This is a genomic window from Streptomyces sp. NPDC002499 (assembly GCF_053595415.1).
Map to the genome: position 1 here is coordinate 316744 of NZ_JBSFXO010000001.1, position 22888 is coordinate 339631.

Sequence of the window (22888 nt, forward strand, 5' to 3'; positions counted from 1 at the left end):
TTCGGGTTCTCGGCCGCGGCATCTCGAAGGCGGCAAACCCGTATCAGGGCCCGGCGCCGAGCTGGAGTCCGCCTCGCGGTTCACGCCCGGGTGAGCCCGTGAACCTTTCCCTCCCCCTCACCGACTGTCCCGGTGAACCATGAGGCGACACAGGGAGACGCGGTGAGCGACGACGGGCACGGAAGGCTGCTGGTGGTGCGCTGCCAGCTCGGGGAGCGCGAGGCGTTCCACGAGCTGGTGCACCTCTGGCACGACCCGCTGTGGCGCTACGTGAAGGGCATGGTGGGCTCCCCGGACACCGCGGACGACCTCGCCCAGGAGGCATGGCTCGCGGTGGTGCGCGGCCTGCCGCGGCTACAGCAGCCGGAGCGGTTCGCCCCATGGCTGTTCACCATCGCCCGCCGCACGGTCACCGACCACCTCCGGCAGACGTACCGCACTCCCCCGACCACCACCGACGTGGAGACGGAAGCCCATGGCGACGACTCCGACGCGGGCGTGCTGACCACGCTGGAGATCCAGGCAGGCCTCGGCGGGCTCCCGCCGCTGGAACGCGAAGTGCTGCTCCTGTTCCACCTCCAGGACCTGCCCCTGGCCGCCTGCGCGGAGGTGCTCGGCGTACCGCCGGGCACCGTCAAGAGCAGGCTGCACCGCGCTCGCCGCATGTTGCGGAACGTCCTTGTCGAGAGGGGATACGAGGCATGAGCGAGTACGACGACGCGGAACGCCGCCATGTGCCGCGGGAGTTGGAGCGCGCACTGGCGGCAGAGGTCTCGCTGCGCGCCCGCATGCGACACGCGTGCGTGGGCCTCGCGGGCGGCTGCGGCGCCGCCCTGATCGCGGTGCTGTGGGCGACCGAGCCGCACCCGCTTCCGGCGCGCACCCAGGCCGCTTTCGCCGCGCTGATCGCCGTCGGTCTCGCCTGGGCCGCCTTCGCCGGATGGGTCCTGAGCCGCCGCCGACCCCTGTACGCCCGGGACCGGATCCTGGGCGCACGCCTCGCCCTCACCGTCACCAGCTTGACCGGCGTCGCCGGCACCACGCTGGCCGCTGTCCGCGGCACCACGACCGAGGCACTGACCATCGCCCTCACCGGCACAGTCCTCGTCATGGCCGCCGGACTGCTCCTGCTACGAGCGCACGCCCGCCGTCGAGAGTTGCTGAGGCTGCGCAACTCCCTTCAGGACAGGCTTGCCTGACGCTCCGTCATCCACCATCCGCACCATGGCCCACCGTCTCGCCTCCCAGCCTGGCGACCCACTCGGTGGGCCACGGTGCGCTCTCGCGCGCACCCCGCGGGACATGCACCGTGACATACCGACCCGAGGCCGCCAGCCGTCGTGGTCGCTGCTCGAACTCCTCGCCCCAGACCTCGAAGCGGAAGGTGAGCGACGACCTGCCGACGCGTTCGACCACGACAGTCGACGTGACCTCCTGCCCGAACCACAGGGGCGACGCGAAGTCGACCTCGTATCGGACACGGGGCGCGGCTCCGAAGTAGCCGTCGACGCCGTGCTCACGCATCAACATCGCCTCGGCCGCCTCGACGAACCGCACGACGGCCGTGTTGTGGTGGTGCCCTGCCGCGTCGGTGTCCATCCACTCCACCCGGCCTCGGTGGACGGCACGGGCGAGGACACCGGCGCCGTCCACCTCCTCGTCAGACGGAGGCCGGTGCATGCGAGGGGGTCCAGCGCAGATGGATGTCCTGGGCGGAGTCGTCGGCCCGCAGCAGCGAGAGACGCGGGCGTACGGCGTCGGTGCGGGCGCTCGGTGGCTTGCGGCGGCCGGCCCCGAACTGCACCGGCCACTGGGCCGCCTCGCCCTGGTAGTCCTGCTCGGCCGCCGCATGGAGGGTCCAGTGCGGGTCGTAGAGGTGGGTCCTGCCCACGGCGCACAGGTCGGCCCGGCCCGCCAGCAGGATCGAGTTGACGTCGTCGTACGAGGCGATGGCGCCGACGGCGATGATCGCGGTGCCGGTCGCGGCGGCGATCTCGTGCCGGATCCGGTCCGCGAACGGCGTCTGGTAGGAGCGGCCGAACGCCGGGGTCTCGTCCTTGGTGACCTGGCCGGAGGACACGTCGATGCCGTCCGCCCCGTGCGCGATGAAGGCGCGGGCGATCTCGACGGCGTCGTGTTCGGTGTTGCCGTCCGGCATCCAGTCGGTGGCGGAGATGCGCACGATCATCGGCCGCTCGGCGGGCCATGCCTCGCGGACGGCGTCGAAGACCTCCAACGGGAAGCGCAGCCGGTTCTCCAGCGAGCCGCCGTATTCGTCGGTGCGGTGGTTGGCGATCGGGGAGAGGAAGGAGGAGAGCAAGTAGCCGTGCGCGCAGTGGAGTTCGAGGAGGTCGAAGCCAGCCTCGGCGCCCCGGCGGGCGGCCGCGACGAAGTCGGCGACGATGCCGTCCATGTCCTCGCGGGTGAGTTCGCGAGGTACGTGGCAGCCGGGGCCGTACGCGACCGACGAGGGGCCGACCGTCTCCCAGTTGCCCTCCGGCAACGGGTCGTCCATGCCCTCCCACATCAGTCTCGTGGAGCCCTTGCGACCCGAGTGGCCGATCTGGAGGCCGATGCGGGCGGTGCTCCGCTCGTGGGCGAAGGACACGATCCGCGCCCAGGAGTCGCGCTGCTCGTCGTTCCACAGCCCCGTGCAGCCGGGCGTGATACGGCCCTCGGGCGAGACGCAGACCATCTCCGTCATCACCAGTCCGGCACCGCCCATCGCCTTGGAGCCGAGGTGCACGAGGTGGAAGTCGCCGGGTACGCCGTCGACGGCGGAGTACATGTCCATGGGTGATACGACGACCCGGTTCTTCAGCTCCAACTGGCCCAGCCGGAAGGGCTGGAACATCGCCGGTGAACTACCGCCGAGTCCTTGCGACTTGGCGAAGGCGGCGTCGACGCGGTCGGCGAACTCCTGGTCGCGGGTGCGCAGGTTGTCGTAGGTGATGCGACGGGAGCGGGTCAGCAGGTTGAAGCAGAACTGGGTCGGCTCCTGCCGGCCGTACATGCCGATGTTCTCGAACCACTCGAGTGACGCCTGCGCGGCCCGCTGGGTGGACTCGACGACCGGCCGCCGCTCGGTCTCGTAGGCGGTCAACGCCGTTTCCGCGTCGGGGTGTTCGTGCAGACAGGCGGCGAGCGCGAGCGCGTCTTCCATCGCCAGCTTGGTGCCCGAACCGATGGAGAAGTGCGCGGTGTGCGCGGCGTCGCCGATGAGGACCAGGCTGCCGTGGTGCCAGCGTTCGTTGCGTACGGTGGTGAAGTTCAGCCACTTGGAGTTGTTGGCGAACACCTGGTGGCCGGCGAGTTCCTCGGCGAACAGGCCCCGGATGCGGTCGACGGCCTGCTCGTCGGAGGTGCCCGGCTTGAACTCGGTTTTCTCGGTGGCGTCGAAGCCTGCGCGGCGCCAGACGTCCTCGTGCATCTCGACGATGAAGGTGGAACCGGAGTCGGAGTAGGGGTAGCCGTGGACCTGCATGGTCCCCCACTCGGTCTCCTTGATGAAGAACTGGAACGCCTCGAAGACCCGGTCCGTGCCCAGCCACATGTACTTGCTGTGCCGCCGGTCCAGGGTGGGCCGGAAGACGTCCGAATGCTCCTGTCGGATACGGGAGTTGACCCCGTCGGCTCCCACCACCAGGTCGTGCGAGGCGCGGAGTTCCGCGATGTCGGGGGCGAGGGTCGAGAAGCGCACGTCGACGCCGAGGGTGCGGCAGCGCTCCTGGAGCAGATGGAGCAGTTCCTTGCGGCTCATGGCCGCGAAGCCCTGGCCTCCGATCGTGTGGCTCTCGCCGCGGTAGTGGATGTCGATGTCCGTCCACCGGGCGAACCGGCTGGCCATCGCCTCGGCGAACTCCGTGTCGGCGTTCTCGATGCCGCCGAGGGTCTCGTCGGAGAACACCACACCGAATCCGAAGGTGTCGTCAGGGGCGTTGCGCTCCCACACGGTGACCTCGTGGGTCGCGTCCAACTGCTTCATCAGAGCGGCGAAGTAGAGCCCACCGGGGCCTCCGCCGACGATCGCGATTTTCACGGAGCTACCTCTCCCTGCTCGACGGCGGGCGCGGCGGCCAGCTCATTCTCGATGATCCTGCGGAGCGCGAAGTGCTGGAGCTTGCCGCTGACGTTGCGCGGCAGGGCGTCGCAGAAGCGGACGTCGCGTGGGTACTTGTAGGGCGCGATGACCTGTTTGACGTGGTCCTGGATCTCCTTGGCCTTGGCCGCGTCGCCGCGCACGCCGTCCCGCAGCACGACGAAGGCGCACACCACCGAGCCGCGCTCCTTGTCGGGGCGGCCGACGACCGCGCACTCCTGCACGTCGGGGTGGGTGTCGACGGCGGCCTCCACCTCGGGTCCGCCTATGTTGTAGCCCGAGGAGATGATCATGTTGTCGCCGCGGGCGTGGTAGAAGAAGTAGCCGTCCTCGTCCCGGTGGAAGATGTCGCCGGTGGTGTTCCAGCCCGCCACGACGTAGTCCTTCTGCCGTTCGTCGTCGAGGTAGCGGCAGCCGACCGGCCCGATGACACCCAGCCGTCCCGGCTCACCCGGGCCGAGTTCCTCGCCGTCGGGCCCGAGCACGGTGGCCCGGTATCCCGGCAGCGGCCTGCCCGTGGCGCCGGGGCGTATCTCGTCGCCGACGGCCGTGATGAAGATGTGCAGGAGCTCGGTGGCGCCGATGCCGTCGATGACCTCCAGTCCTGCGCCGTCCTGCAGTTGCTCCCACGTGGTGCGCGGAATGTGTTCGCCCGCCGACACCGCCACCCGCAGTCCGACGAGTTGGCGCGCCTGTCCCGCGCGCACGATCGCCCGGTACGCCGTGGGCGCCGTCGCGAGCACGGTGACGCCCAACCGCTCGACGAGATCCGCCAGTTGAGTCGGCGTGGCCGTCTCGGTCAGCAAGGCGCAGGCGCCGGCCCGCAGCGGAAAGACGACGAGCATGCCGAGGCCGAAGGTGAACGCCAGCGGAGCCGTACAGGCGACCGTGTCGTCCGGGGTCAGGCGCAGGGCGTGGCGGCCGAAGGTGTTGTCGATGGACAGGATGTCGCGGTGGAAGTGCATGGTGATCTTCGGTACGCCGGTGCTGCCCGAGGTCGGTCCGAGGAGCGCCACGTCGTCGGCGGCGGTCTCCACGTTGGTGAACTCACCCGACTTGGCCGCGGCGCGCGCCACGAGGTCCTCGGGGGTGCCGCCGCCGTACTCGACGACGGTCAGCGACGGCCACGCGGTGTCGCGGACGGTGTGCATGTCCTCGGCGAACCGGTGGTCGACCAGCGCGATGGAGGGCCGGGTCCGCTCGACGACCGGCGCCACCTCACGGGCGCGCAGGGCCGCCATGGTGGTCACCACGACCCCGCCGGCCTTCAGCACGCCGAGCCAGGAGGCCACCGTCCAGGGCGTGTTCGGCGAGCGCAGCAAAACGCGCCCGCCCGGCACCAGCCCGAGGTCCTCGGTCAGCACCTGCGCCACCTGGTTGGCGCGCGTGAGCAGTTCGCCGTACGTCCACTTCTCCCCCGCCGGCGTGCACAGGGCCGGGCGGTCGGGGCCGAACCTGGCGGCGGGGATGTCGATCAGTTCGGTGGCGGCGTTGAGTCGGTCCGGGTAGTTCAGCTCCGGCGTCGTGAACTCGATGGTCGGCCACAGGTGTGCGGGCGGCAGGTGGTCGCGCGTGAAACCGTCCACGTGCGCGGAGGGCGAGAGGGCGGTGGGAGAAGAAGGGGGAAAGGAAGAGGGAGAGGAAGGGCGAGACATCGGAAGGGTCCTTCCGGGAATCCGTCGGCGGGCCGACGGGGTCAGGCGGAACGAAGCATGCCCTCCTGGGCGACTGTGGCCAGGTGACGGTGATCGCGGGTGTAGAAGCGGCCCGTGCCCAGACCGCGGCCCGCGTCGGCGGCGGCGGCTTCCTGGACGTAGAGGAGCCAGCCGTCCACCGGTCCCGGGCGGTGGAACCACATGGCGTGGTCGAGGCTGGCGGTGATCAGCCCGGGCATGGCCCAGGCCAGGCCGAGGACCCGCAGGACGGGTTCGAGAATCGTGTAGTCGCAGACGTAGGCGAGCGCGGCCAAGTCCCGCTGCGCGTCGGTGAGTCCGTCGACCGGGCGGAGCGGGTCGAAGGGCCGGAGCCAGACCGCCTGGTGCGGGACCTGCTTGCCCTCGACGGTGAGGTAGACGGGTCCGGGCACGTGCCGCATGTCGAAACCGCGACCGGCGGACCAGTAGGCCTTGGACTCCTCGGTCATCGTGCCGCCGTCGAGGTCCGCCAAGTACTCGGCGGAGGTGGGAAGTTCCTCGGGGGCGGGAACGTCGTCCGTGAACTCGGCCTCGAAGGTGCCGCCGGGCTCGCCCGCCGCGAAGTTGGCCAGGCAGACGTAGAGGGGTTTGCCGTTCTGGTAGCCGCGCACCTGCCGGGTGCTGTAGCCGCGGCCGTCGCGCAGCAGCTCCACCTCGTAGCGCACGCTCGCCCCGATGTCGGCGGGGCGCAGGAAGTAACTGTGCATCGAGTGCAGCGACTTGCCGTCGGTCACCGACCGCATCGCGGCCGCCGCGGCCTGCGCGACGAGGTCGCCGCCGTAGGCCTTGGGCCAGGGGCAGGGCTGGGTGACGGCGGTGAAGGCGAGGTCGAAGTGCTCGGGCTCGGTGGCGGTCAGCGCGACCGCGTCGGTGAAGACCTTGGAGGTCGGGGAGGTCTCGGCCGTCATCGGTTCAGCCAGTCGCGCAGTTCGGAGTCGGCGATGTCGGGGAGGTTGACGACGATGTTCTCCGGCGTCCGGGTCGTCATCCACGTCAGTGGCTTGCTGCGCGAGAGGTTGCACTCGACGTGGGGCATGAAGGGGGGCACGAAGACCCAGTCGCCCTCCTCCATGTCGACGTAGTCCTCGAACTTCTCGCCGAAGTAGATGCGCGCCCGGCCCGAGAGGACGTAGCCGCCGGTCTCGGCCTCGCCGTGGTGGTGGGAGACCGAGCGGTAGCCGGGTTCGTTGCTGACCTTGCCGAACCACAGCTTGGTGGCCGGGGTGTGCTGGATGCTGACGCCCGAGACGCGGACGGCCCCGCCCGAGTCGGCGGTGCCCCCGTCCTCCAGGCCGCCGCGCGTGACCACGGGTGCGACGAGGCCGCTGGGCAGTCGGTACATCGAGTTGTCGCCTTCGAGGCGGTACTTGCTGAGGTCGGGCTCCATGGTGGTCGGCTCCGTTCGATGGCGAGGAGGGCGCCTGTGCCGCGGGACGAGCGAGCGCGTCGTACGAATGCGTCGTGCGAGTGGGTCGAGACGTCGACGCCGGTATCTCGTATTTTTCACTGTCGTCAATTAAAGTCAATACCAGACGCCGAGTGGACCCGCTTCCACCCCGACTCGACCTGGAGACCCAATGACGCCCGTCGCCGTGAACCCGGACTCCCTCCCCACCCCCAGCGGCTACTCGCACGGGACCCTCGCGGGAAACACGCTCCACCTGGGCGGACAGACCGCGCTCGACGCGGAGATGAAGATCGTGCCGGGCGGGATCGTCGCCCAGTTCCGGCAGGCGTTCGGCAATGTGCTCACCACGCTCCGCGAGGCGGGCGGCGAGCCGAAAGACCTGGTCAGCATCACCATCTATCTGACGGACATCCCGGACTACCAGGCCCACGGCAAGGAGATCGGCAAGGTCTGGCGCGAGCTCGCCGGCGCCGTCTACCCGGCCATGGCGGGGATCGGCTGCACGGCCCTGTGGCAGCCCGAGGCCATGATCGAGATCGTCGGCGTGGCGGTCATCCCGGACGAGCGGCTCGTGACGCAGGGCTCGTAGCCGGCACGGAAGCGGAGTACGGCCGCGCAGGCGGCCACGGAGTCATGTAACAACCACAGCACCCCCCTGTACGCCCGAGAACCGAAAGGCCGACCGGCATGAAACTCGCGTCCCTCACCGTCGACGGCGTCCGCCGGACCGGCGCCGTGCAGGAGGCCACGCAGGTCATCGCCCTGCTGCCCCCGTCGGTGGGCACCGTCGACGACATCGTCCGCGGCGGCCCGACCGCCCTCGACACGGCCCGGGCCGCTCTCGCCGACGCCGACACGATCCCGCTCTCCGGTGCCCGCCTGGAGTCGCCGCTGCACCGCTTCAACCGGGACATCCTGTGCACCGGCTGGAACTACTGGGACCACTTCGAGGAGTCGAAGGGCAAGCGCGAGGGCCAGGACCCCGTCACCCGCCCCGAGCACCCGACTTTCTTCACCAAGGGTCCGGACACCGTCATCGGCCCCACCGACGACATCTCCTACGATCCCGATCTGTCCGCCAAGTGGGACTACGAGGCCGAGATCGCGCTCGTCATCGGCCGCGACGGCCGGTCGATCCCCGAGGAGAAGGCCCTGGAGCACGTCTTCGGCTACCTCGTCGCCAACGACGTGTCCCAGCGCGACCTCCAGCGCGCGCACGGCGGCCAGTGGCTCAAGGGCAAGAGCATCGACGCCACGATGCCGCTCGGCCCCTGGCTCACCACCGCCGACGAGATCACCGACCCTGCGGGACTGCGGGTGCAGTGCGAGGTGAACGGGCGCCTGCTGCAGAATGCCTCCAGCAGCGACATGGCGTTCTCCTTCGCCCAGATCATCGCGGAGCTGAGCCGCGGCATGACCCTGCGCGCGGGCGACGTGATCCTCACCGGCACCCCGAGCGGGATCGGCAGCGCGCGCGATCCGCAGATCTTCCTGGGCGCCAGCGACGTCGTCGTCACCCGGGTTAGCGGCCTCGGCGAGCTGCGCAACACGGTGACGCGAACCCGCCTGACATGACCGGCCCCTTCACCCGGGCCGGCGTTCGTCGAGGTCAGTGCCCGCGCTGAAAGAGACGGGCGGAACGTCGATCGACGACCGGGCGATAAACTGCCCGCCGAACGACGATCCGGCCGCCGTTGCTTAACCGCCGGGAGCACAGAGGAGCGTGTCGCCATGACGGCGGAACCACAGTCCGCCGGCGGACGTGACACCCGCCTGGGCCCGCTCATCACCACGATCTTCGGCCTCTACGCCCGAGGCGAGCACAACTGGCTCTCCGTGGCATCGGTCGTGAAACTCATGGCGGACCTCGGATTCGAGGGCCCCGCCGTACGCTCGGCCGTCTCCCGCCTGAAGCGCCGTGAGGTGCTGCGGAGTCAGCCGCACGAGGGCGCGGCGGGCTACTCCCTCGCCGACTCGACCCTGGAGGCACTCGCCGAGGGAGACGTACGGATCTTCGAGCGTGCCCGGGCGACCGCCGAGGACGGCTGGCTCGTGGTCGTCTTCTCCGTGCCCGAGTCCGAGCGCGAGAAGCGACACGACCTCCGCAGCAGCCTGACCCGACTGGGCCTCGGCACCGCGGCACCGGGGGTATGGGTCGCACCGGGCAACCTCGCGGTGGAGACCCGGCGAACCCTGGAACGTCGGGACCTCGCCGCGTACGTCGACATCTTCACCGGCGACCACTTCGCGTTCGGGGACCTGCGATCGAAGGTCCGCACCTGGTGGGATCTGGACGAACTCACCGAGCTCTACGCCGACTTCCTACGGCGCTACGACCCGGTCCGTGACGGCGCCCCGGCAGGTGGCACCACACCGCCGGAGGCATTCCGGACGTACATCCCGATGCTGACCCAGTGGCGGCGACTGCCCTACCGCGACCCGGGCCTGCCGCTGTCCCTGCTGCCACCGGGATGGAACGGGGTGACCGCGGGCGTCCTCTTCGCCGAACTGAACGGCCTCCTGAGCGCACCGGCGCGCGAACATGCCCTCAAGGTGATCCACGAGAACAGCTGAGATCACGTCCTGGTCCGGGTACGGCCACGACGTTCTCCTCTCGGTACGAAGCAGTGCGCGGGGGGCAACGTACTGGGCGCGAGACGACTCAATTGGAGAACTTATCTCCGGTTACTGCGGCGCGGGAAGCCCTCGGACACAACTTCCTGACAGAGGTCGACTGTCACCCCGGAACACCTGAACCCACGCCTGCTTCCCGGCTTGCGCAAGCCCTTGACAGTGCCCCACAACCCTCCTGACACTACCGAACATTCGGTCGTCCAGGATCCTGGCGAGCGGCCGTCGTCGGCGCACCACCACCCCTCACCCGAGCCGACCGAACAGGGCCTTGTTCCCCCGCGCACAACGGAGAGCACCACCGACCTCAAGGAACCCGCATGCCGAAATCCAGGACCGGGCACCGCAGCAGAGCGACTCGCCCGATCGCGGTACTGGCCAGCAGTTCAGCAGCGCTCATCCTCGTAGTTGCAGGTCAGACGGCAACCACCAGCACGCCGGCCGCGGCCTCGACCTGGCAGCCACCGGCTGCCACCTACACGGCGAGCCAGCCCGTGCACACGACCGTCGCCATGGACGACGGCGTGAAGATCTCTGTGGAGGTCGTCTATCCGACCGACCCGAATACCGGCGAGCGAGCGGCCGGCCCGTTCCCGGTGCTGCTGACACAGAATCCCTATGGCTCGGTGCGTTCCGATCCCACCGACAGCGGAACGTACTTCGTGCAGCGGGGGTACATCTTCGTGGCCTCGGCGGTCAGGGGCACGGGTGACTCCGGCGGGCAGGTCGACTGGTTCGGTGACCGGCAGGGCCGTGACGGGGCCACCCTGGTCGACTGGGCGGCCCACAGCCTTACGGGCTCCAACGGCAAGGTGGGTCTTGAGGGTTGCTCCTACCTCGGGGTGAACCAGTGGTTCACCGCGGCGGCCGTGGGCAAGAACTCCGCTCTCAAAGCCATCGCGCCGTTCTGCACCGACTCGGACTTCTACAACGACCTCACGGCGTCCGGCGGCATCCCCACCACGTTCGTCGCCGGTATCGCCCGGGCCGAACCCCGTGGCCCCGAGGACGATCCCGCGACCGACCCGCAGTCCGTGACGATCGCCCAGCAGGCCACGGGCGGTTCGCGCTCGTACAACGATGCGTACTGGCAGGCGCGGAGCGTCCAGAAACAACTCGTCCCGCAGATCGTGAAGAACAACATCCCGGCGCTCAGCGAGGCCGGGTGGAACGACATCTTCCCGGGCGGGAACCTCGACGCCTATGTGGCGAGCCAGAACGCCTACTACCACCGGCCGTTGAGCACACCCCTCACGCCGGACGAGCCCGTAACCGGCCGGTATCAAGCGATCGTCGGGCCCTGGACCCACGGCGAACACGTCAACGAGGAGTCACTCCAGGCCATTCGCCTCGAGTGGTTCGACACCTGGCTCAAGAACGCGCCCACCGGCATGGCTTTCACCTCAACTCCCCTGCACCTGTTCGAGAACGGCGCGGACACCTGGGTCGACAGCGCCGCGTGGCCGCTGTCGCTGGACGCCCGGACCTACTACCTCGGCAATGGTTCGTTGACGGCTGCCAAGCCAGGCACCAAGGGCAGTGACAGCCTCCCCTGGGCCGCACCGACCGCGTCAAACACCCTGACCTACACGACAGCTCCGCTCACCAAGGCGGCCCTGCTCAACGGGCCGACCGATGTCACCCTCTACGCCAAGTCGACCACGGTCGAGACCGAGTTGACGGCCACACTCAACCTCGTCGCGCCGGACGGCACGGTGACCAAGCAGGCCGACGGAATACTCCTGGGCAGTCAACGCGCGACGGACACCGACGAGAGCTTGTACGGCAACAACAACAGACTCCTCAAATCCAGTCACCCGTTCACGCAGTCCGCGCAGCAACCCGTGACTCCCGGCCGGACAACCAGGTACGACATCTCTCTCCTGTCGCACTTCACGAAGATCCCCGCCGGCTACCGCATCCAACTCACCATCAACAGCCAGCCCCCGGCCGACTACCACCTCCAGGTCGCCCCCACCCCACAACAACTCACCAACCTGACCGGCGGCCTCTACACGATCGAACGCTCCCCGGAGGCAGCGTCGTTCATCAACCTCCCCCTCACTTCACCGAATGCGGCGACTCCGAGCGAGGACAACTGGGGACCGTCGTCCTGAACTGAGCCGCCCGCAAGGTCAGTTGTCGCTACCCTCTCGGCGTCGAGAGCCAGGAGGAGCGAATGCTTGAGGCGTACTGATCGCCGAAAGCCTGCGGGTCGGGGCCGAGTTGAGCGGAGTCGCGCTGCACATCACCAAGATTGCGAGAGTGGAGGTGGGCAGCGCGGCGGCCGAGCAACCACAGCAGTGGACCCTCCTGGACTTCACCGCCGAGGAGACCGACGCCGGCCGCCTGGCGGAGCAGTTGTCCGCCTGCCTGGCCCCGACCGGCGGCTGGTACGTCAACTACAACACCACCACGGAGGCCTTCGTGGTCTTCGCCGACAGGATCTTCCGCTACCCACGCAAGCAGGCCGAGGGCCGACGACAGGCACAGAGACTCAGCGGGCCATCCAGTGGTCCATCTCCCGCGCCCGTGTCTCCAGTGCGGCGGCGACGGCGGTCGTCGTGCTTTGCGGATTGCCGGGAACCTGTACGTCGTACCGGCCGACACCGGTCGCATCGCCGGGCACCGGCTCGGGCATCGTCACCTCGATGCCTGCTCGCCGTGCCAGTGCGAGCGCCGTCGCCACATAGCCCTCGGAGAGGGCGAGGATCACGGAGTGACCCGTTCGGCAGTGCCAGGCGACCAGGGCGCGTACGAACTCGCCGTACGCGGCCTGGTCGACCGCAAGCGTGTCCGGGTCACCCGGGTACTTGCCCGGGCCGATTCCCGAAGGTGTCTTGAGCTCCGCCTCGAAGACCTCGGTCTGTTTCAAGAAGAGGCGTCCAGCCCCGTTCGACGGATTCCACAGGGTCTCGTCACCCAAGTCGAAGTACTTGCTCATCATCGATCCCCCTGTTCAACCGCCCTGACGGGCAGACGGTAGATCATCGGGTGGCCGGCAGGCATCCGAGTTTGACCGTCCCCCAACAGCCGCATGACAGCGGTCACTTACGATCGGCCACTGGTCCGACGTCGCGGCAACAGCACCGCCGCCGTCACCGCGCCGAGCGCGAAGATGCCCGCGGCCCACCAGTACGCGGTGACGTAGCCGTGGATGGAGGCCTGCGCATCCACCGTGCGATCCGAGGTGTTGTGGGTCGCGAGGAAAGTCGCCGTCGCGGTCGCCGCGATCGTGTTGAGAAGCGCCGTGCCGATCGAACCGCCGATCTGCTGCATGGTGTTGACCGTCGCCGAAGCCACTCCTGCGTCCGGCGCCGCCACACCGTAGGTGCCCAGGCTCATGGCGGGCGGCAGGACACAGCCCAGTCCCAGGCCGGCCACGACCAGCGGTGGCAGCACATCCGTGGCGTAGTCAGTGGTCAGGCCGATGTGGGTGAGCCACACCATGGCGAGCGCCGCCAGGACGAATCCGCCGGTCAGGACAGCTCGGGGACCAAGCCTCGGCACCAACTTGATCGTGGAGATCTGGCCGGCCGCCATGATGCCCAGGGTCATGGGCAACAAGGCGAACCCGGTTCGGACCGGCGAATAACCCTGGATGTCCTGAAGGAAGTAGGTCAGGAAGAGGAAGATCGCGAACATCCCCGCGCCCACGAGCAGGATGGACACGAACGCACCTCCGCGGAGCCGATCGCGAAGAACACGCAGGGGTAGGAGGGGTTGTGCGGTCTTGTTCTGCCACCACGTGAAGACGCCCAACAGGGCGAGGCCGACGAGCAGCAGGGCCCAGCACCTGGGTGAGGTCCACCCGTATGTCTCGGCCTCGGACAGTCCGTAGACGACCGCGAACAGGCCCGACGAGGCCAGGAGTGTGCCCGGCACGTCGAAGCTCGGCCTACTCGTGCGGGACGAGCGGGGCAGCATGAGGAGCGCGCCGACGAGGGCCACACCCGCGATGACCACATTGACGTACATGGTCCAGCGCCACGACAGGTATCCGGTGAGCACTCCCCCCAACAGCAGCCCGATACCGCCGCCCGATCCGGCCACGGCTCCGTAGATGCCGAAGGCCTTCGCGCGCTCCTTGGGCCGGGTGAAGGTCGTGGTGAGCAGGGACAGCGCGGCCGGCGCGAGGAGCGCGGCGAAGAGGCCTTGCAGGGCACGCGCGGTGACGAGCGAGGCGAAGCCGGGCGCCGCGCCGCCGAGCGCGGAGGCCAGGGCGAACCCGACGATCCCGGTGACGAACATCCGGCGCCGACCGAAGAGGTCGGCCAGCTGGCCGCCCATGAGGAGCAGGCTGCCGAAGGCGAGTGCGTAGGCCGTCACGATCCATTGGCGCTGGCCGTCCGAGAAGTCGAGCGCCCGCTGAGCGGACGGCAGCGCGATGTTCATGATCGTCGAGTCGAGTACGACCATGAGCTGCGCCAGCGCGATGACGGCCACGGCCCACCACGGACGCGAGGGCGTGGCAGGACCGGCGTCCCGGGCCGGAGCGACCTGTGCGTCCGACGAGTCGGTGAGGGGCATGGTCTCGGATCTCCCGTACGAGGTGACAGCGGGCGTAGAACGGACAGATACAGAAGTGAATCTGAATTCAGTTTCACTCCTGGCGGTTGATCTGTCAAACTGGTCGCGGGACCAGCCGCAGGACTTCAGGGAGTGGACACGGTGCAGACCGCCAAGTCGCAGCGCACGGAGGCCGAGTTGAAGGCTGCGGCGCGACGGCTCATCCTCCGCCAGGGGTACGCGCAGACGAAGATCACCGACATCACCAAGGAGGCCGGCAAGGCGGCGGGCTCCTTCTACCGGTACTTCACCGACAAGGACGACCTGATGCGGTCGCTGGCGGAGGATTTCCTGGCCTCGCACCGCGATCGCGCGCACGGAACCCTCGGCCCCGACCACCGGTTCGCGACGCGTGACGACGTCCGGGCACATGTGGAGGCGTACTGGGAGAACAGCCGCCTGCACCTCGCCGAGATGACGGGCATCTTCCAGGCCGCCCAGGCCGACGAAGGATTCGCCCGCACCTGGGAGAACCTGCGGAGTCACCACGTGGCGATGTGGGCCGACCACATCGAGCAGATGCGCGGCCCGCGGGACGACAACACCATGACCGCGCAGGCGGTGGTGTGCATGCTCGAGTCCTTCTGCTACGCCCAGCTCCGTACCTCGCCGGAGAACGGCGCCATGGCCGTCGACGTCCTCACCGACCTGGTCATGCACGGCATCGCACCCGACGCCGGCGCGTAGTTCCGCGCGGGAACTCCCTTGGCGGCGGGGAGAGTTGTGACCTCTGGTAGCTCTGAACCCCCACACAGCATGGAGACAGTCACATGAGACGGTCCCTGGTGGGCGCCATCACAGGCGCCTTCCTTCTGCTGCCCCTTCCGGTGGCAGCCCCGTCGTCCGCAGCCTCCTCACCCCCCGTGGCCGCTGTCACCTGGACGGACTGCACGGACCTCGCCCTCGTCCAAGCCGGCGCCGAATGCGCCGAGCTCCAGGTGCCACTGGACTACGCACATCCGGCCGGAACGAAGATCACCTTGGCGCTGTCCAGGATCCGGCACACCGTGCCCGCGGACCGCTACCAGGGCGTCGTACTGGCCGCCCCCAATCCGCTCGGCGGGTCGGGCTACAGCGATCCGCTCCAGAGCACGCGCCTGCCCGCGGCCGCCGCGGGCGCATACGACTGGGTCGGTTTCGCCCGCCGGGGCCTCGCCCCGAGCGCGCCCGCGCTGTCGTGCGAGAGCGGGTACTTCTCCTACGACCGACCGGCCTACGAGCCCGCGACGGCCGCCGAGGAACAGGCCTGGCTCGACCGGACCGAAGGCTATGCCCGGGCCTGCGACACACCGGAACAGTCGGCGCTGCTCGACCACATGAAGGCGACCGACACGGCGGCGGACATGGAGACCATCCGCACCGCGCTCGGTGCCGAGCAGCTCACCATCTACGCCCACTCGTACGGCACTTACGTCGCTCAGGTCTACGCCACCCTCCATCCGCAGCGCGTCCGCCGGATGGTCCTCGACAGCAACGTCGACCCCCGCCGCGTCTGGTACGACGCGGCGAACTTCGACCAGAACGCCCAGTTGGAGGAGAACACGCTGCTCTGGTTCGACTGGCTCGCCGCACACGACGACGTCTACCACCTCGGTGCGACCCGCCAGGCGGTGACCCAGGAATGGGACACCCAACTCGCCTCGGTCTCCCGGACGCCCGCCGCCGGGGTGATAGGCCCCGACGAATGGGCCGACATCTTCCTGGTCGCCCCCTACTTCCAGGCGAGTTGGCCGATGCTGGGCAGCGCGTTCTCCGGCTGGGTGCACCAGGGCGACGGCGCGACACTGAAGGCCCTGTTCGACCAGCTCATGCAGTTCGGCAACGACAACACCTACGCCGCGCTGCTCGCCGAAGTGTGCACGGACGCTCCCTGGCCGACGGACTACGCGCGCTGGAGGACCGACACGGAAGCGTCCGCCGCCGTCGCACCGATGACGACATGGGGCAACACGTGGTTCAACGCGCCCTGCCGCACCTGGGGCGCTTCCGCGGGCAAGCCGGTTCGTGTCACCGGTAAGGCGGTCGGCAGCGCACTGCTGGTCGCGGAGACCCTCGACGCGGCCACACCGTTCGAGGGCAGCCTCGAAGTACGCGACGCTTCCCGCACTCGGCGCTCGTCAGCGTGCCGGGCGGCACCACCAACGGCGGGACGCCCGGCACCAACTCCTGTGTGGACACGGCGATCGCCGCCTACCTCACCACCGGTGTTCTGCCCACCCGCACGCCCGGCCGGCACGCCGACCTGGAGTGCGCGCCCTCACCCCTTCCGAGCCCCACCGGATGACCGACCGCCTGGGGCCGTGGCCGATGCCACGGCCCCAGGCGGCCTCCCGAGACCGCAGCCTTCTCCGACCGGTCAGTGCTGTCTGTGCAGGAGGAACGAGGCGGGCCCACCCAGTCCGTTGCCCAGGTGCATGATCCCCGAGCCGCCGACGCGCTGGCGGTACAGGCACTCGCGGTCCCACTTCTCCGCGCCGAGGGTGCCTCGCACGGTGTCGTGGGTGACGGCCAGAGCCGAGCCGATCCGTTCGGGGTGGGCGCAGTCGACGGTGAGGGCGAGCGTGACGGCGACCCCGCGTGCGAGCGACGCCAGGAACAGGGCGAAGGCCTCGTCCGTGCCGGGGTCGACCCGGCGTACAAGGACCTCGACGCTTCCTGCGGACGGCAGGTCAGGTTCGAATGGGTCCGCCAACTCGGTGTCGAACCACGCCACTTGAGGACAGCCGTCGGCCAGGACCCGCCCCGACAGCTCATGGAGCGCCGCGTCCAGCGGGTCCCGCGAGATGCCGCCGAGCAGTTCACCGGCCGAACCCCGGACCGATACGGCACCCAGACGCTGCGGCGAACTCCCTTCGACGCCGGTCACCATGGCGACGGCGAACGGCCGCTTGGCGGCGTACCAGTCGGCGAGGGCTGGGAGCAGGTCGCGCATCCGGATCCTCCGTGCTGCGGGGCTGGGAGCAGCTGCGTCCTGCCGTCACTATAACTGGAGGAAAATTCTCCGCTAAGGCGTTCGGCGGAGACTCGACGGAAACACCTGGTGAACGAGCTCGTCGGCCACCCACCGGACGACCTGGACGGGGTACGGCGTCGGCAGTCCCAGGACGATGTGGTGGAAGCCGGCGTCGATCGCCAGGCCGATCGCCGCGCGGGTGACGCCGGGGTGGTCGTAGGAGACCGGCAGGTGGATCGAGCGGGTGATCGTGGCGGGGTCGCGGCCGATCTCGGCGCAGTAGCGGTCCAGCAGTGCGCTGCGACTGATCACGTCTTTTATGTCGCCGCCCGGGATGTTCCACAGGTCGGCGTGTTCGGCGACCACGCGCAGGGTCGCGGACGAGCGGCCGCCGATGAGGATCGGCGGGTGGGGGCGCTGGACGGGTTTGGGGCTGCCGAAGGCACCGGTGAGGTGGTGGTACGTGCCGTGGAAGTCGAAGGGCTTGTCCTCGGTCCACAGTCGCCGGATCACCGTGCAGGCTTCGGCGAGGCTCCCCACGGCGTGCGCGGAGTCGTGGAACGGCAGTCCGTGCGCCTCGTACTCGCGTCGCGCCAGTGGGTGGTCGGGCCGTGAGCCGACACCGATGCCGAAGTCGAGGCGGCCTTCGGAGACGATGTCGACGGTGGTGGCGATCTTCGCCAGTAGTGCGGGCGGCCGGAATCGGTTGCTGGTCACCATCACGCCGAGCCGTAGGCGCCGGGTCTGGGCGGCCAGGGCGGAAAGCAGCGTCCAGCCCTCGTAGGCCGGTCCGTCCGGGTCGCCGCCGATCGGCATGAGGTGGTCGAAGAGCCAGGCGTGCTCGATCTCCGGGATGGTGTCCGCCTCGCGCCAGACCCGCAGGACGTCGTGGTAGTCGACCTGTTGCGGGGCGGTCATGATGCCGAAGCGGGGGCGAGGTGTGGGTGGCATGGGGTCGTCGGTCCTCTCGGGCGGTCAGCGGCGCCGCAGTGCCGGGTCGAGCAGTGCGGGCGGGGTGTCGGACTTCTCGTGCGGGGCCAGGTCGAGACCGGGGGCGACGATCGAGTCGATGGCGTCGAGGACGTCCGCGGAGAGCACGGTGTCGGCGGCGGCGAGCTGTGAGTGCAGGTGGTCGAGGGTGCGGGGGCCGATGAGGGCGGTGGTGACGGCCGGGTGGGCGGTGACGAATCCGAGCGCGAGCTGGATCATCGTGAGGCCCGCCTCGTCGGCCACCTTGGCGAGCCGCTCGACGGCGTCGAGCTTGGCGCGGTTGGCGGGGACGGTGATGTCGAAGCGTTGCGGCATGAAGGTCGAGCGGCTGGTGGTGACCTCCCGGCCCGCGCGGATCGCGCCCGACAGCCAGCCCGAGGCCAGCGGGCTCCAGACCAGTACGCCGAGCCCGTACTCCTCGGTCACCGGCAGGACGTGGGTCTCGACACCGCGCTGGAGGATCGAGTAGCCGGGCTGTTCGGTGACATAGCGGCTCAAGTGGCCGTCACGGGCGGCCCATTGGGCCTGCACGATGCGGTAGGCGGGGAAGGTCGAGGACCCGAAGTAGCGGATCTTTCCCGCGCGTTGCAGGTCGGTCAGGGCGGACAGGGTCTCCTCGTCGCCGGTGTTCGGGTCCCAGCGGTGGATCTGGTAGAGGTCGACGTGGTCGACGCCCAGGCGGCGCAGGCTGTTGTCCAGTGCGGTGACCAACCACCGCCGGGAGCTGCCCTGTTGGTTGCGCTCCTCCCCCATCGGCATGCCCGCCTTCGTCGCGAGCACGATGTCGTCGCGGCGGCCGGCGACGGCCTTGCCGACCATCTCCTCGGACTCGCCCCGGCCGTACATGTCGGCGGTGTCGATGAGGTTGATCCCCGCCTCCAGGGCGGCGTCGACGATGGCGGTGGCCTCGTCCTGGGTGGTACGCCCGATCCGGCCGAAGTTCATCGCGCCGAGCGCGAGTGTGCTGACCTGGATGCCGGTACGGCCCAAGGTGCGGTACTGCATGACGTGTTCCTCCGGTGCGGGTTGAGCGCGGTGACAATGCGCGGAGTGGTTGCCGGAACACCTGCTCTGGCATCATGAGCAAACGGAACGCCGTTCCGGAAAAGACGATACGGAACCGTGTTCCGCTTTGGCAAGCGCGGTGGCGAAAGGAGCGATCCGGTGGGGAACGAGGACGAGGGCCCGGGACAGGCGGCCCAGCCCAAGCGGAAGGACGCCCGGCGCAACAAGGAGACCCTGCTCGACGCGGCGGCCTCGGTCTTCGTCACCTCGGGCGTGGAGGCGCCGGTACGCGACATCGCGGCGAAGGCCGGCGTCGGGCTCGGCACGATCTACCGCCACTTCCCCACCCGCGCGGACCTGATCGTCGCGGTCTACCGGCACCAGGTCGACGCCTGCGCCGAGGCGGGCCCGGCCCTGCTGGCGAGCAGCGCGTCGCCGCACGCCGCACTCGGGCAGTGGATCAACCTCTTCGTCGACTTCCTGGTCACCAAGCACGGGCTCGCCGCCGCACTGAAGTCCGACAACGCCGGCTTCGACACGCTGCACGCCTACTTCCTCGACCGCCTCGTGCCGGTGTGCGGCACCCTCCTCGAAGCCGCGTCCGACGCCGGCGAGATCCGCTCCGACCTCAAGGCCTACGAGCTCATGCGCGGGGTCGGGAACCTCTGCATCGGCGCGGAGAGCGATCCCGACTACGACGCGCGCCGACTGGTCGAGCTGCTCATCGCGGGGCTCCGACAGCCGCGGCCATGACGTCCGCGTCCAGGGCGACGGATTTACTAACAATTGATTGAGCAGTTCAGGCTGATAAGCCTAGTGTGAGTAAACGTGCAGACGGAAACGGAAGCAGACAGCGGCAACACCCTCGACCCGAACGACACCGCGCGGCTCGCGGCCGATCTACGGCTCGCGGTGGGCCGGGTGAGACGGCGGCTGCGGCAGGCCCACGCCGTGGGGGACGTGTCCCTGTCCGGTGTGTCGGTGCTCGCCCGGCTCGCGTCCGACGGTCCGGACTCGCCGACGTCCCTCGCCGAGTCGGAGCGCGTGCGCCCGCAGGCGATGGCGAGCACGCTCGCCGTCCTCGAACAGCGCGGGCTGGTCCACCGCTCCCCCGACCCCGCGGACGGGCGACGCAGCATCGTGGCGGTCACCGAGGAGGGTCGCTCGATGCTGGACGAGCGGCGCTCCGAGTCGATCAACCGGCTCAGCACCGTCCTCGACGAGTTCAGTGCCGAGGAGCGGGCCACGCTCGCGGCGGCCCTGCCCCTGCTCGACCTGTTGGCGGAGCGACTGTGAGCGGCGCGTCGAGGCTGGGCTCCCTGCGGTCCGCCCGCCACAAGACCACTCCGGTCGGCCCGGGATACAAGTGGGTCGCGCTGTCCAACACCACGCTCGGCGTGCTGATAGCCACGATGGACGCCTCCATCGTGATCATCTCGCTGCCCGCGATCTTCCGCGGTATCGGCCTCGATCCGCTCGCGCCGGGCAACATCGGCTATCTGCTGTGGATGATCCTGGGCTATCTGCTGGTCTCGGCGGTGCTGGTCGTCGTACTGGGCCGGCTGGGCGACATGTTCGGCCGGGTGCGGATCTACAACCTCGGCTTCCTGATCTTCGCGTTCGCCTCCGTCGCGCTCTCGTTGGACCCGTTCCACGCGGGAGCGGGCGCGATGTGGCTGATCCTGTGGCGCGTCGTGCAGGCCTTCGGCGGATCCATGCTCACCGCCAACTCGGCCGCCATCCTCACCGACGCCTTCCCCGCCCGGCAGCGCGGCATGGCCCTGGGCATCAACCAGATCACCGCCCTCGCGGGTCAGTTCCTCGGCCTGCTCGCGGGCGGACTGCTCGCCGTCGTCGACTGGCGTGCCGTGTTCTGGGTGAGCGTCCCGATCAGCATCACCGGCACGATCTGGTCCTACCTCAGCCTCCGCGAGACCTCGGCGGGCCGTCCCGGCCGGGTCGACTGGCTGGGCAACCTCACCTTCGCGTCGGGCGCCGGCATCCTGCTGGCCGGCATCACCTACGGCATCCAGCCCTACGGCGGCAGCGCCACCGGCTGGGGCAACCCCTGGGTCCTCACCGGCCTGTTCGGCGGCGTCGCCCTGCTGCTGCTCTTCTGCTACATCGAGACCCACGTCGCCGAGCCCATGTTCAACCTGGCCCTGTTCAAGATCCGGGCGTTCACCGCGGGCAACCTGGCCGCGCTGCTGACCTCGATCGCGCGAGGCGGGCTGCAGTTCATGCTGATCATCTGGTTGCAGGGCATCTGGCTGCCCCTGCACGGCTACGACTTCGAGGACACTCCCCTGTGGGCCGGCATCTTCATGCTGCCGCTCACGATCGGCTTCCTCGTCGCGGGCCCCGTCGCCGGCTATCTGTCCGACCGGTTCGGCGCCCGCCTGTTCTCCACGGCGGGGCTGATCGTCGTCGCACTCTCCTTCCTCGGGCTGCTCGCCCTGCCCGTGGACTTCGACTACGGGCTGTTCGCCGCGCTTCTGCTGCTCAACGGTCTTGGCCAGGGCCTGTTCTCCGCGCCGAACACGTCCTCCATCATGGGCAGCGTGCCGGCCGAGTTCCGGGGCGTCGCCTCGGGGATGCGCTCCACCTTCCAGAACTCCGGTACGGCCCTGTCCATCGGTGTGTTCTTCTCGCTGATGGTCTCGGGGCTCGCGTCCAGGCTGCCGACGACGCTGAGCAGCGGACTTCAGGCCAACGGCGTACCGGCCGGAGCGGCCGAGCATGCCGCGTCGCTGCCGCCGGTGAGCACGCTCTTCGCCACGTTCCTCGGCAACAACCCGATCCAGCATCTGCTCTCCGCCGACGGCGCCCTCGACCATGTGTCGGCGGCCCAGCGGGCCGTGCTGACCGGCCACACCTTCTTTCCGCGGCTGGTCTCCGGTCCGTTCCACCACGGTCTGGCGATCGTGTTCGGCGTCGCCGCCGGCATGGCGCTGGTCTCCGCCGTGGCCTCCGCCCTGCGCGGCAGCCACCGTGCCGAGCCCGCACCCACCTCGGAGATCAGAGAGAGGCCAGCCAAGTCGCCGTCTCGGCCGGGCGGTTGAAGCGGAGGGTGTCGAGGGGGGCGAAGCGCGGGTCGCCGGTGCGGTCGGTGATCTCCCGTTGCCGGGGCGCGTGTTGGGACCAGGCCCACCGCACCGGGTGCTCTCTGCTCAGCCAGCCCGACCAGGGTTCCCTGTTGCCGCTGAAGATCAGCTCACGGGTGAGCGTGCGCCGAAGGGAGCGGCGCAGGATGCGGGGCATGATCACACGCTTGCGGTAGTCCAGCCAGAGCACGGTGTCCGCCCGGTCCCAGAGGAGGTCACGGACCTCGGGATAGCCGATCGAGTCGATGATCCACCGCGGTTCGGCGGCGATCCGGGCCATCTCCTCGGTCAGCTTGTCGTTCACGGTCCAGTTCGGGCCCGAGAAATACAGCGCGTCCATCTCGTGGTACGGAATTCCCAGCCGTTCGCCCACCGCCAGGGCGAGGGTCGACTTCCCCGCGCCGGTGACACCCACCACCAAGATCCGTTCCATGC

At 69.4% G+C, this 22888-nt stretch carries 21 protein-coding genes and 1 pseudogene; 11 read left to right on the plus strand and 11 right to left on the minus strand.

The window, feature by feature from the left end; genetic code table 11:
- Positions 1-162 precede the first annotated feature (162 nt).
- Positions 163-705, plus strand: coding sequence for an RNA polymerase sigma factor (locus ACWD5F_RS01465; RefSeq protein WP_451249977.1), 543 nt, complete (start codon positions 163-165; stop codon positions 703-705).
- Positions 702-1199 carry a transmembrane transport protein gene (locus ACWD5F_RS01470; RefSeq protein ID WP_451249979.1) on the plus strand — a complete coding sequence of 166 codons (498 nt, stop codon included), beginning with the start codon at positions 702-704 and terminating at the stop codon, positions 1197-1199. The genes ACWD5F_RS01465 and ACWD5F_RS01470 overlap by 4 nt, the downstream gene beginning before the upstream one ends.
- A gap of 7 nt (positions 1200-1206) precedes the next feature.
- On the opposite strand, the gene ACWD5F_RS01475 is transcribed toward ACWD5F_RS01470, so the two are convergent.
- From ACWD5F_RS01475 to ACWD5F_RS01495, 5 genes are read right to left on the minus strand one after another with little or no spacing between them, the layout of a single operon-like run.
- A complete protein-coding gene (locus ACWD5F_RS01475) occupies positions 1207-1680 on the minus strand; it encodes an acyl-CoA thioesterase (RefSeq protein ID WP_451249981.1) in 474 nt (157 codons plus the stop codon).
- Positions 1661-4039: a bifunctional salicylyl-CoA 5-hydroxylase/oxidoreductase gene (locus ACWD5F_RS01480; RefSeq protein ID WP_451249983.1), complete on the minus strand. Its 2379-nt coding sequence runs from the start codon at positions 4037-4039 to the stop codon at positions 1661-1663. Before ACWD5F_RS01480 ends, ACWD5F_RS01475 begins: the two co-directional genes overlap by 20 nt.
- Positions 4036-5754 carry an AMP-binding protein gene (locus tag ACWD5F_RS01485; protein WP_451249985.1) on the minus strand — a complete coding sequence of 573 codons (1719 nt, stop codon included), beginning with the start codon at positions 5752-5754 and terminating at the stop codon, positions 4036-4038. Before ACWD5F_RS01485 ends, ACWD5F_RS01480 begins: the two co-directional genes overlap by 4 nt.
- A 41-nt stretch (positions 5755-5795) precedes the next feature.
- Positions 5796-6701 carry an acyl-CoA thioesterase gene (locus ACWD5F_RS01490; protein ID WP_451249987.1) on the minus strand — a complete coding sequence of 302 codons (906 nt, stop codon included), beginning with the start codon at positions 6699-6701 and terminating at the stop codon, positions 5796-5798.
- Positions 6698-7180, minus strand: a complete 483-nt coding sequence (locus ACWD5F_RS01495; protein WP_401724439.1) for a cupin domain-containing protein — start codon at positions 7178-7180, stop codon at positions 6698-6700. The genes ACWD5F_RS01490 and ACWD5F_RS01495 overlap by 4 nt, the downstream gene beginning before the upstream one ends.
- Positions 7181-7370: 190 nt before the next feature.
- Here ACWD5F_RS01495 and ACWD5F_RS01500 point away from each other — a divergent pair, with 190 nt between their 5' ends.
- The 4 genes from ACWD5F_RS01500 to ACWD5F_RS01515 all read left to right on the plus strand — a co-directional run bounded on the left by ACWD5F_RS01500 (position 7371) and on the right by ACWD5F_RS01515 (position 11949).
- Complete coding sequence (locus ACWD5F_RS01500) at positions 7371-7790, plus strand: RidA family protein (protein ID WP_451249989.1); 420 nt, start codon at positions 7371-7373, stop codon at positions 7788-7790.
- A 98-nt stretch (positions 7791-7888) separates the two neighbouring features.
- Positions 7889-8776 (plus strand): fumarylacetoacetate hydrolase family protein, encoded by an 888-nt coding sequence (locus tag ACWD5F_RS01505; protein WP_451249991.1) that lies wholly within the window; start codon positions 7889-7891, stop codon positions 8774-8776.
- Between the two features lie 156 nt (positions 8777-8932).
- Positions 8933-9775, plus strand: a complete 843-nt coding sequence (locus tag ACWD5F_RS01510) for a PaaX family transcriptional regulator (RefSeq protein ID WP_451249993.1) — start codon at positions 8933-8935, stop codon at positions 9773-9775.
- A gap of 377 nt (positions 9776-10152) precedes the next feature.
- Positions 10153-11949, plus strand: a complete 1797-nt coding sequence (locus ACWD5F_RS01515; RefSeq protein ID WP_451249995.1) for a CocE/NonD family hydrolase — start codon at positions 10153-10155, stop codon at positions 11947-11949.
- A gap of 380 nt (positions 11950-12329) precedes the next feature.
- On the opposite strand, the gene ACWD5F_RS01520 is transcribed toward ACWD5F_RS01515, so the two are convergent.
- Together ACWD5F_RS01520 and ACWD5F_RS01525 are read right to left on the minus strand one after the other, a co-directional pair.
- On the minus strand, positions 12330-12776 hold the full coding sequence (locus ACWD5F_RS01520; protein WP_451249997.1) for a DUF6086 family protein: 447 nt from the start codon (positions 12774-12776) through the stop codon (positions 12330-12332).
- 107 nt (positions 12777-12883) lie between these two features.
- Positions 12884-14362 carry an MFS transporter gene (locus ACWD5F_RS01525; protein WP_451249999.1) on the minus strand — a complete coding sequence of 493 codons (1479 nt, stop codon included), beginning with the start codon at positions 14360-14362 and terminating at the stop codon, positions 12884-12886.
- 141 nt (positions 14363-14503) lie between these two features.
- On the opposite strand from ACWD5F_RS01525, the gene ACWD5F_RS01530 reads away from it, so the two are divergent.
- Both ACWD5F_RS01530 and ACWD5F_RS01535 read left to right on the plus strand, forming a co-directional pair.
- Complete coding sequence (locus ACWD5F_RS01530; protein ID WP_451250001.1) at positions 14504-15088, plus strand: TetR/AcrR family transcriptional regulator; 585 nt, start codon at positions 14504-14506, stop codon at positions 15086-15088.
- Between the two features lie 83 nt (positions 15089-15171).
- Entirely contained in the window at positions 15172-17118 is a 1947-nt protein-coding gene (locus tag ACWD5F_RS01535; RefSeq protein ID WP_451250003.1) for an alpha/beta fold hydrolase, read from the plus strand.
- 53 nt (positions 17119-17171) lie between these two features.
- On the opposite strand, the pseudogene ACWD5F_RS01540 reads toward ACWD5F_RS01535, so the two are convergent.
- The 3 genes and pseudogenes from ACWD5F_RS01540 to ACWD5F_RS01550 all read right to left on the minus strand — a co-directional run.
- Positions 17172-17333 (minus strand): annotated as a pseudogene (locus tag ACWD5F_RS01540) (XdhC family protein); the annotation flags it as partial.
- A 72-nt stretch (positions 17334-17405) separates the two neighbouring features.
- The gene (locus tag ACWD5F_RS01545; protein ID WP_451250005.1) at positions 17406-18305 is read right to left on the minus strand and encodes an LLM class flavin-dependent oxidoreductase; all 900 of its coding nucleotides are present in this window, start codon (positions 18303-18305) and stop codon (positions 17406-17408) included.
- A 24-nt stretch (positions 18306-18329) separates the two neighbouring features.
- Positions 18330-19349 (minus strand): aldo/keto reductase, encoded by a 1020-nt coding sequence (locus ACWD5F_RS01550; RefSeq protein WP_451250007.1) that lies wholly within the window; start codon positions 19347-19349, stop codon positions 18330-18332.
- Positions 19350-19508: 159 nt separating this feature from the next.
- On the opposite strand from ACWD5F_RS01550, the gene ACWD5F_RS01555 reads away from it, so the two are divergent.
- From ACWD5F_RS01555 to ACWD5F_RS01565, 3 genes are all read left to right on the plus strand, one after another.
- A complete protein-coding gene (locus ACWD5F_RS01555; protein WP_451250009.1) occupies positions 19509-20102 on the plus strand; it encodes a TetR/AcrR family transcriptional regulator in 594 nt (197 codons plus the stop codon).
- 75 nt (positions 20103-20177) lie between these two features.
- The gene (locus tag ACWD5F_RS01560; protein ID WP_451250011.1) at positions 20178-20645 is read left to right on the plus strand and encodes a MarR family winged helix-turn-helix transcriptional regulator; all 468 of its coding nucleotides are present in this window, start codon (positions 20178-20180) and stop codon (positions 20643-20645) included.
- On the plus strand, positions 20642-22411 hold the full coding sequence (locus ACWD5F_RS01565) for an MFS transporter (RefSeq protein ID WP_451250013.1): 1770 nt from the start codon (positions 20642-20644) through the stop codon (positions 22409-22411). The genes ACWD5F_RS01560 and ACWD5F_RS01565 overlap by 4 nt, the downstream gene beginning before the upstream one ends.
- Here the strand turns inward: ACWD5F_RS01565 and ACWD5F_RS01570 are convergent.
- Positions 22368-22886 carry an adenylate kinase gene (locus ACWD5F_RS01570; RefSeq protein ID WP_451250015.1) on the minus strand — a complete coding sequence of 173 codons (519 nt, stop codon included), beginning with the start codon at positions 22884-22886 and terminating at the stop codon, positions 22368-22370. The genes ACWD5F_RS01565 and ACWD5F_RS01570 overlap by 44 nt on opposite strands.
- Between the last annotated feature and the right edge of the window lie 2 nt (positions 22887-22888).